The 6,653-nt window shown below is 39.4% G+C and carries 7 protein-coding genes; 4 read left to right on the forward strand and 3 right to left on the reverse strand.

What is annotated here, in order from left to right; translation table 11 throughout:
* Positions 1–13: 13 nt before the first annotated feature.
* Positions 14–2,476 carry an ABC transporter permease gene (locus ACMUMJ_RS10140; RefSeq protein ID WP_414678715.1) on the reverse strand — a complete coding sequence of 821 codons (2,463 nt, stop codon included), beginning with the start codon at positions 2,474–2,476 and terminating at the stop codon, positions 14–16.
* 5 nt (positions 2,477–2,481) lie between these two features.
* Positions 2,482–3,177, reverse strand: a complete 696-nt coding sequence (locus ACMUMJ_RS10145) for an ABC transporter ATP-binding protein (protein ID WP_414678716.1) — start codon at positions 3,175–3,177, stop codon at positions 2,482–2,484.
* A gap of 35 nt (positions 3,178–3,212) precedes the next feature.
* Here ACMUMJ_RS10145 and ACMUMJ_RS10150 point away from each other — a divergent pair, with 35 nt between their 5' ends.
* From ACMUMJ_RS10150 to ACMUMJ_RS10160, 3 genes are read left to right on the forward strand one after another with little or no spacing between them, the layout of a single operon-like run.
* Positions 3,213–3,836: an arylesterase gene (locus ACMUMJ_RS10150; RefSeq protein ID WP_414678717.1), complete on the forward strand. Its 624-nt coding sequence runs from the start codon at positions 3,213–3,215 to the stop codon at positions 3,834–3,836.
* A 13-nt stretch (positions 3,837–3,849) separates the two neighbouring features.
* Entirely contained in the window at positions 3,850–4,791 is a 942-nt protein-coding gene (locus ACMUMJ_RS10155) for a D-2-hydroxyacid dehydrogenase (RefSeq protein WP_414678719.1), read from the forward strand.
* Complete coding sequence (locus ACMUMJ_RS10160) at positions 4,788–5,516, forward strand: pseudouridine synthase (protein ID WP_414678720.1); 729 nt, start codon at positions 4,788–4,790, stop codon at positions 5,514–5,516. Before ACMUMJ_RS10155 ends, ACMUMJ_RS10160 begins: the two co-directional genes overlap by 4 nt.
* A 31-nt stretch (positions 5,517–5,547) precedes the next feature.
* On the opposite strand, the gene ACMUMJ_RS10165 is transcribed toward ACMUMJ_RS10160, so the two are convergent.
* Positions 5,548–6,045 carry a hypothetical protein gene (locus ACMUMJ_RS10165; protein WP_414678721.1) on the reverse strand — a complete coding sequence of 166 codons (498 nt, stop codon included), beginning with the start codon at positions 6,043–6,045 and terminating at the stop codon, positions 5,548–5,550.
* Positions 6,046–6,174: 129 nt separating this feature from the next.
* Here ACMUMJ_RS10165 and ACMUMJ_RS10170 point away from each other — a divergent pair, with 129 nt between their 5' ends.
* Positions 6,175–6,519: an SUI1 family translation initiation factor gene (locus ACMUMJ_RS10170; protein ID WP_414678722.1), complete on the forward strand. Its 345-nt coding sequence runs from the start codon at positions 6,175–6,177 to the stop codon at positions 6,517–6,519.
* Positions 6,520–6,653: the final 134 nt, after the last annotated feature.

Genomic DNA, 6,653 nt, shown 5'->3' on the forward strand with positions numbered 1-6,653 from the left:
AGCGCCTTATGAATTATAAAGATCGCAACATCCTCATGGGAGGTACAGTCAATACAGATTTACCTGCATACAGACCAATAATAGAGACAACAAAGAAACCAGTGATTGGCCCTAGCCCCCACATGAGAGGGTGGAAACTTGGCGCAATTTCAAACACAAAGGTTTGCAATCCAAATAGACATAATTCTGCCGCTAATGCACCAATAATACCAGCGGAAAAACCAAGAAAGCCAAATTCAACCAACATAGATTGGCGGATGAGTGTTTTACTCGCACCAAGCGTCCTTAAAAGCGCCCCCTCTTCCAATCTTTCATCTAAGCTGGCTCTCACACTGGCATTCAGTACTAATACAGCAGAAAAAAGAATAAAGAAAAGCACCAACTGTATCGCTTGTGATACTTGCGCAATAATCATTTGTATTTGTTGAATTAAATCTCCAACATTCAGCATAGATACTGTAGGGAAGTCCGTCATACTTTTATAAAATGACTGCACATTTTCTTTTTCAATAAACATACTGCTCACATAGTTAGCAGGAAAGTCCGATAAAATACTTTGAGGTAAAATTAAATAGAAGTTAGGTCTCATTGAGCCCCAATCAACACTTCGAATAGATGTAATCGGCAATTGATAATCAAGACCGCCTATTTTAATACCTAAGACGTCTCCTAGCATCAAATTCATTTCTTTTGCCACACTGTCTTCAATAGACAACCCCTGTGCACTCTCTCCAAATTCACCTTCAAGTAACACATTATCTTCAGCTAATGTATTCGACCAAGTTAAGTTCATTTCTCGTGATAACAACTCAGGCTCGCTCTCTCCTTCAGGGAACAAAGTTTCTGCATCTTGTCCATTCACTTGAAAAACGCGCCCACGGACCATTGGATACCATTCATTTACCGGAATATTCAGATCACTCGCGATGCTGGTAATTTGCAATACTTCCGATTCTTGAACATTAAACAAATAATGATTTGGTGCATCAACAGGCAACTGTTTTTGCCAATCAGAAATTAAGCTCGACTTCACCCCAATCAAAATGAGTCCCAGCATAATAATCAACGTGAACACCAACAACTGGAATAAGTTTCCCATCAAACGCCGATGTAAAGACGCCAAGCCAATTTGCCAACCACTGACCACACCAGAGGTTAATGTCCTACCAAGTTTAAACAGTAAATACCCAATAAAACCTATCAATATAGCAACAATAAAAATAGCGACAATCATAATAGAAGGAAGCAATAATCCACCAGTATATATAACCATTAATAAATACATACCAATCAAAGCAACGACATAAAGTTGCAGAGATTTTAGCTGAATTTTTCCCTCTGGATGTAAAACGGTAAGAGGAGAAACATCAAAAAGACGCATTAATAATGGAACACAAAAAGCCAACAGGGACATTAAACCTGTTATGAAACCAAGCCAGAGATTACTAACCGAGGCATTAGGTAAGACAGTAGACAATAAATTTGCCAAACTCAGCGCAATCATTTCTTGAATAAGCCAACCTAAGAGCAGCCCTACCCCTGTTCCCACAATAAAAATAATGGCGAGTTGAGACAGTAAAATATTAGCAATCTTTCTCGGCGTTGCGCCCAACGTTTTTATTACCGCAACTTGAGTTAAATGGCGTCTGACATACCGTGAAGAGGCTAATGCCATGGCAACCCCAGACATTACCACGGCCAAAGTACCTGCTAACAATAAAAAAGATTCCGCGCGGTCAATAGCAGAATTAATACCTTGCCCTCCGCTTTTTGGCGTTCTCCAGCGTTCGCCTTTTTCTAGATTAGGGATAATCCATTCTTCATATTGAGTTAATGCGTCTTCATTGCCCGCAAGCAATAACGAATAACGTACACGACTTCCCGGTTGAATCACTTCAGTAGCAGCCAAATCGAACTGATTAATGACAGCCCTTGGGGCAATAGCAAAAGCAGATCCAGTTGATCCAGGATCACGTACTAAAAAGTGACGGATGATGAACTCTTTTTCACCAACATAGACAGCATCACCGATATTGACACTGAGTAAACTCGCCAATCGTGAAGAAACCCAAATTTCTCCAACTTTAGGACCTTGTTCTACTTCATAACCTGCACCAAAAGACACATCATCAATCAAGTAGCTGCCGCGCAATGGGTAACTTTCTGTGACAGAAGACACTTGCGAAAGTTGTAACCCTTCGTCAGAAAATACCATCGAAGAAAAAGACGTTTTTTGCGCTGTCTCTAAATTTTTATTTTCAGCGTATTCAATCCTTTCTTGAGAGATTACAGAGTTACTTCTAACCACCCTATCGGCAGCTAATAGTGTAGCGGATTGAATCGTAAATGACGTTTGTAACCGATCAACAAATAAATCAATTCCAGTCACGGTAGAAACAGACAAAATAAGCGCAAATAATAACGTCAGTACGTCACCGTTGCGTATTTCTCGAATAAGCATTTTCACAGCTAACATAACACTTACTCCTTATCTAACTGTGTCGGCTCACTGATTTTACCAGATGACATCATTACTTGACGCCCACATCGCTGGGCCAACCTTTGATCATGTGTCACCAACACCAGCGTCGTACCTTGCTTTTCATTTAATTCAAATAAAAGATCGGTCACAATTTTACCATTATCAGAATCCAAATTACCCGTGGGCTCATCTGCGAACAATACTTTAGGTGAAGACGCAAACGCACGTGCAATCGCAACACGCTGTTGCTCACCACCGGACAGTTGTCTAGGATAATGTTGCAAACGATGACTTAAACCCACTTGAGTCAAAAACTCAGTGGCTTTTTGCTTGGCTTCTTTGTCACCTTTTAGTTCCCCCGGAAGCATGACATTTTCCAGTGCAGTTAAGCTCGGCAATAAATGAAAAGACTGAAAGACAAAACCCACATATTGTCCTCTCAAATCTGCACGCTTTTCTTCATCCAATGCAGATAAGTTATGATCGTATAAAAAAACATCCCCACTTGATGATACGTCCAAACCAGCGATCAAACCTAATAACGTCGACTTACCTGAGCCCGATGCACCAACTATCGCAACGGATTCACCTTCAGCAATTTGAATAGAAACGTCATTTAGAATCGTTAGTTCTTCTTCTGCTGTTTTTACCGTATGAGTTAAGTTTTGTGTTTTAATTGCAAAATTCGTCTTCATATACGTACTCATTCTCATTCTTAAAGGTAAGAAAAATGCATTTCTTAAACCACATTAAATTTTTATTGATGTCAGCGCTTTTATTATTCACCTCTTCCACTTATGCCAATAGCATTCTTGTAATGGGAGACAGCTTAAGCGCTGCTTATAATCTTAAGGTGAATCAAGGATGGGTTTCTTTATTAGAAAACACGCCTGATTTTCAAAAAACGAATTATTCCATTATCAATGCAAGTGTCAGTGGAGAAACCACCCAAGGAGGCCTCGCACGCCTTAATGCATTGTTGAAAACACACTCCCCAAGTATTGTGATTCTTGAGTTAGGGGCAAATGATGGACTTAGAGGTTACCCTTTAAACAAAACGAAAGGCAACTTAGCAAATATGATAGAACAGTCACTTGCACATAATGCGGATGTTCTTCTTATCGGAAACCGTATACCTCCGAATTATGGGAAACGCTATACCAATCAATTTTTCACTCTTTTTCAATCGCTATCCGAACAATACGAATTAGAAGCCTACGTTCCATTTATGCTAGACAATGTCGCTCTAAATGACAGCTTAATGCTAGACGATGGATTGCACCCTAACCCTGAAGGGCAACAATATGTATTGAAAAATATTATGCCTTTTCTTATGCCTATGTTGTCAAAATAAAAAAGGAAACATAATGAAAGCTGTCTTCCTAGATCGAGGCTCATTCCCAGATTACATACAATTTAACGCACCCAACAATTCGTTAAAAATTGTAGAGTATGCCGATACGAAAACAACCAACATTGTTGAGCGGATAACAGATGCGGACATTATTTTGGTCAACAAAACCGTATTGACGGCTGAACACTTATCCCAATGCAAACGCCTAAAAATGATTCAAATTACCGCAACGGGCATGAACAATGTTGATCTGGATTACTGCAGTGCCAATAACATCGTTGTTAACAACGTGGCGAACTATTCGGCCAACAGTGTTCCAGAACACGCATTTTCCTTGTTATTAAATCTAAAACGTAATTTGGGTTCTTATATTAGCGATGTAAAAAAAGGGAAATGGTCTGAATCCACCCACTTTTGCTTTCTTGATCACCCAATTAAAGACTTAGCAAACAGTACTATGTTAATAGTAGGTAGTGGTAACATAGGTCAAAACATTGCCCGTATTGCCCAAGCATTCGGCATAAAATGCCTTTTCTCAGAACGCAGAAATGCTCAGACGATTCGAGAAGGCCGAGTGTCTTTTGAAGAAGGCATCAAAGTCGCAGACATCATTACGCTGCATTGCCCTTTAACAGCAGAAAATAGGTCTTTAATTGGTCAACAAGAGCTGAGAGACATGAAATCATCAGCACTTTTGCTTAATGTAAGTCGAGGTGGCTTAGTCGATGAGCATGCCCTAATTGAAGCCATTAAAAACAACGAAATTTCAGGTGCAGCAATGGATGTTGCTACTGTTGAACCTATGCCGGAAAACCATCCGTTAAATCAGCTTTCTGACTACCCTAACTTTATTTTGACTCCTCATGTTGCTTGGGCAAGCGACGAAGCAATGCAAACCTTATCCAATCTTGCAATGGATCAAATTAAACTCTTTATGTTGACACATAACGCATGATGGAATTAACTATTTTATTTCAAGATGACTACATCATAGCGATCAATAAACCAGAAGGATTACTTGTTCATCGAACTCATTTAGATAAGCATGAAGAAGATGCTGTCGTTCAGCGCTTAAGAGATCAGATAGGGCAATGGGTATTTCCTGTTCATCGCCTTGACAGAGCCACTTCAGGCGTACTCATACTCGCGTTATCGCCCGTTATAGCAAGAGTATTAGGGTCACAGTTTGAAAACCATGAAATCAGTAAAACGTATCATGCATTAGTCAGAGGGCACCTCTCTTTGACTGGACATATAGATTACCCATTGGCTAGAATAGATGAAATAAAAGGCTCCGCTCGAATAAAGGTGGCAGGCACAGAGAAGGCAGCAGAAACGGCCTATAAAACATTGTCTACATTCACTCTTCCTATGCCCGTCAGTCGCTATCCAGAAGCCCGCTGCTCTTTAGTAGAGGTCACCCCTTTTCAAGGTAGAAAACATCAAATCAGGCGGCACTTCAAGCACATTTTTCATCCTCTAATAGGCGACACACGCTACGGTTGTCGCCATTATAATGCGCTGTTCAAACACGGCGCCTTGCCTAAAAGAATGTTTTTGCATGCTCTGAATATAACCTTTTCCCATCCAGTAGGGGGGCAAACGATGACCGTCCATGCACCTTATTCTGACAGTTTTTCCGAAACCTTATTATGGTTGAAATATCAAGGTTCTGACTAACGAAGAAAAACAACACGCTAAAGACGGATATTTAATCTAAACACCAATAAAATCCCGTCAAATGCACAATGAATTTATTCAAATTAGAGTCCGGTAACGTTTGTTTAATTGGCGTTAAGCCAGCCTCTTCAAAAATTCGACAGTACAATTGATTATTTGCATCCACCTTAGTCGATATGTGCTCTAAGCCAATGCAGCCTAACACAGGTAACAGGCTACGAATGGAGTGGCTCATGACATCTGTGTAGTCATAATTCTTTCTTACTTTTATGAGTATTTCTGCTTTTGTTTTTTGTTCATTTCGAAACACAAAAACAATCCAACCAATAACAGTCAACTTATTTTCCATAACCAAGTAGTGGGCTTCATTTTGAGCACGTTCAAATTTTGAATAAAGATCTTCTGCCGAAAAAAAACCGAATTTAGAATAAGAATAAAATTCGTAAAATATCTTATCCCTTTCCCCTAGCTCTAACGCTAAAGGAACATGAGCACACAATGCTTTCGTGATAGAATATTTTGAACGCATAATGAATCAACTTTTAACAGCAACACTTATTATTGTAGTCAATAATTTAATTTGCTTGCAAAAGATTGTGACCGTACCCATTGATGCTAAACTTTAGCCTTTGCAAAAACAGAATACGTGAGAAAAGAAATGTCTAGTAAACTGGTTTATTCAACCGAGACAGGGAGAATGTGCCCTCATTGTCAAAATTCGATCAATGTATGTCATTGTAAAGAAGAAAGTCAGAACATCGGGTCTGGCAAAGTAAAAGTAATGTACGAAACAAAAGGAAGAAAAGGCAAAGGGGCAACGCTTATTACAGAACTAGCACTCACCCCTAAAGACTTAACCAAACTGGCGAAAGAGTTAAAAGCAAAATGCGCTACTGGCGGCACAGTTAAAGATGGTGTTATCGAAATACAGGGCGACCATAGAGACAAAATATTAGACATACTTCTATCTAAAAAAATCACAGCAAAGAGATCAGGTGGTTAACATAAAAATAAACCCGTGGTGCATTTAGGAAATTACAATTTTCAAATTGTTTATTTTGTTCCCTTCTAAATGATTAAACCACTGAATAATAGTCAGTGCGGCTATTTTTGTGACTATTCTTCGACTTATTCCGC

The sequence above is a fragment of the Marinomonas phycocola genome, from assembly GCF_047525455.1.
Taxonomy (GTDB): domain Bacteria; phylum Pseudomonadota; class Gammaproteobacteria; order Pseudomonadales; family Marinomonadaceae; genus Marinomonas.

Coding starts and splice junctions, on each gene's coding strand:
- ACMUMJ_RS10170 (WP_414678722.1), top strand. CDS start 6,175: ATGTCTAGTAAACTGGTTTATTCAACCGAGACAGGGAGAATGTGCCCT.
- ACMUMJ_RS10165 (WP_414678721.1), bottom strand. CDS start 6,045: ATGCGTTCAAAATATTCTATCACGAAAGCATTGTGTGCTCATGTTCCT.
- ACMUMJ_RS10140 (WP_414678715.1), bottom strand. CDS start 2,476: ATGTTAGCTGTGAAAATGCTTATTCGAGAAATACGCAACGGTGACGTA.
- ACMUMJ_RS10145 (WP_414678716.1), bottom strand. CDS start 3,177: ATGAAGACGAATTTTGCAATTAAAACACAAAACTTAACTCATACGGTA.
- ACMUMJ_RS10160 (WP_414678720.1), top strand. CDS start 4,788: ATGATGGAATTAACTATTTTATTTCAAGATGACTACATCATAGCGATC.
- ACMUMJ_RS10155 (WP_414678719.1), top strand. CDS start 3,850: ATGAAAGCTGTCTTCCTAGATCGAGGCTCATTCCCAGATTACATACAA.
- ACMUMJ_RS10150 (WP_414678717.1), top strand. CDS start 3,213: ATGCATTTCTTAAACCACATTAAATTTTTATTGATGTCAGCGCTTTTA.